The organism is Mesorhizobium sp. M7A.F.Ca.ET.027.02.1.1 (assembly GCF_004022985.1).
GTDB lineage: Bacteria > Pseudomonadota > Alphaproteobacteria > Rhizobiales > Rhizobiaceae > Mesorhizobium.
This window is the reverse complement of record NZ_RZOL01000668.1, coordinates 1-1931: the sequence shown is the minus strand read 5'-3', so window position 1 is coordinate 1931 and position 1931 is coordinate 1. Positions and strand designations below refer to the sequence as shown.

The 1931-nt window shown below is 61.5% G+C and carries 2 protein-coding genes; both read right to left on the bottom strand.

Annotated features, from left to right (window positions below; all coding sequences use genetic code 11):
- Positions 1-1323, bottom strand: a 1323-nt coding sequence (locus EN749_RS34920) for an LLM class flavin-dependent oxidoreductase (RefSeq protein WP_145991155.1), incomplete at its 3' end; no start/stop codon positions are given.
- Positions 1324-1371: 48 nt separating this feature from the next.
- Positions 1372-1931 (bottom strand): ABC transporter ATP-binding protein (locus EN749_RS34915; protein WP_145991154.1); only part of this gene is annotated, 560 nt, incomplete at its 5' end.

Genomic DNA, 1931 nt, shown 5'->3' with positions numbered 1-1931 from the left:
GCTGAAAATATTGTCAGGACGCGGCAGGCCGAAATGGTCCCTAAGTGTTGGCCCGTCATAGTCGTGCCGGAAAAGTCCGCGCCGGCGCAAGATCGGCACCACCTCTTCGGCGAATACATCGAACCCGCCCTGTAGATAAGGCGGCATGACATTGAAACCATCCGCGGCACCGTTGTCGAACCATTCCTGGATCTTGTCGGCGATCTGTTCTGGCGTCCCTGCCTGGACCCAATGCCCGCGTGCCCCGGCCAGGCGGTGGAGCAGCTGACGAATGGTTGGATTCTCGCGCTCGATGATGTCCAGTACGACGTGAAAGCGGCTGCTCGCATCGCGCTCGCCCTCGATACTGATGAGCTCGCGCGGAAATGGCCCATCGAGGTCGTAGCTTGAAAGGTCGGCGTCGACGATGCGGCGTAGCTGATGAAGCGAATATTCCGGCTGCGTCAGCTCATTGAACTCATCATGCAGTGCCCGGGCTTCGGCGTCGGTTGAACCGATGAAGGGGCTGATGCCGGGCAAGACCTTGACGAGCTCGGGGTTGCGGCCAACTGACTTCACGCGCGCTTTGATGTCAGCATAAAATTCCTGCGCGTTGCCGAGTGTCTGATGTGCCGTGAATATCGCCTCGGCATAGCGGCTTGCGAACGGCCGTCCGTCTGGCGACGAACCTGCCTGGACGTAGACCGGACGCCCCTGCGGCGCGCGCGGAAGCGTGAGCGGGCCCTTCACCCGATGATATTTGCCGATGTGGTTGATAGGGTGGATCTTGTCGGTGTCGGCAAAAATGCCGGAATCCCGGTCCGCGACGAGCGCGTCATCTTCCCAACTGTCCCAGAGCTTGGTTACCACATCAACGAATTCCCCGGCGCGCTCGTAACGGTCGGCGTGGGTTGGATGTCGATCAAAGCCGAAATTCAACGCTGCGGACTCGTCGCCAGTCGTGACGATGTTCCAGCCGGCGCGCCCGCCGCTCAAATGATCGACGGAAGCAAACAGCCGGGCCAGATTGTAGGGTTCGTTGTAGGTGGTCGAGGCGGTCGCGATGAAGCCTATTCTTTCCGTCACAGCGGCGAGCGCCGAAATCCACGTCAGCGGCTCCAGCCTGAAGCGGCTTGCGTAGCGGATGTTGTCGGCGAGCGCTGGCCCATCGGCAAAGAACAGCGCGTCGAATTTGCTCGCCTCGGCCTTTTTCGCCAGTTCCTGATAGTAGGCGATATCCAGCACTCGTTCAGGTGCGGAATCCTTGTAGCGCCAGCCGGCCTCATGATGGCCGCCAGGATAAATGAAAAGGTTGAGGTTCAACTGTCGTGTTTCGGCGGGCATATGTTGGTCCTCCTGGGTGGTGACGCTGAGCGAGAAGTCTTGTGGCCCTCAGACGGGCAGCACAGGCTTTGTCTCGACGCCGAGATGACGCAGAAGTTCGGAGCGGATCTCGCCGAACCGGCGATCGCCATGACCGCGTGGCCTCAGGATGTCGATGACGATATCGGCGGCGATGGTGCCATTGTCGAGCACCAAGACCCGATCCGCCAGCGTCACGGCTTCGTCCACATCATGGGTGACCAGCAGCACGGCCGGCTGGTGGCGGGCGCAGAGCTGGCGCAGCAGATCGTGCATGCGCAGGCGGGTCAAAGCGTCGAGAGCGCCGAACGGCTCGTCCGCAAGCAGCAGTTCAGGATCACGAACCAGCGAGCGCGCCAATGCCACGCGTTGCTGCTCACCACCAGACAGTTCAACCGGCCATGCGGTCTCGCGGCCGCCTAGGCCAACCTCTTCGAGCGCCACCCGTCCGCGTTCGGCGGCGTCCGGCAGGTCGAGACCAAGAACCACATTCTCCAGCGCTCGTTTCCATGGCAACAGTCGGGCATCCTGGAACACCACCGATTTCTTGTCGGGTGTTTCGAGCCGGCCGGAGCCGGAGACCTTGTCAT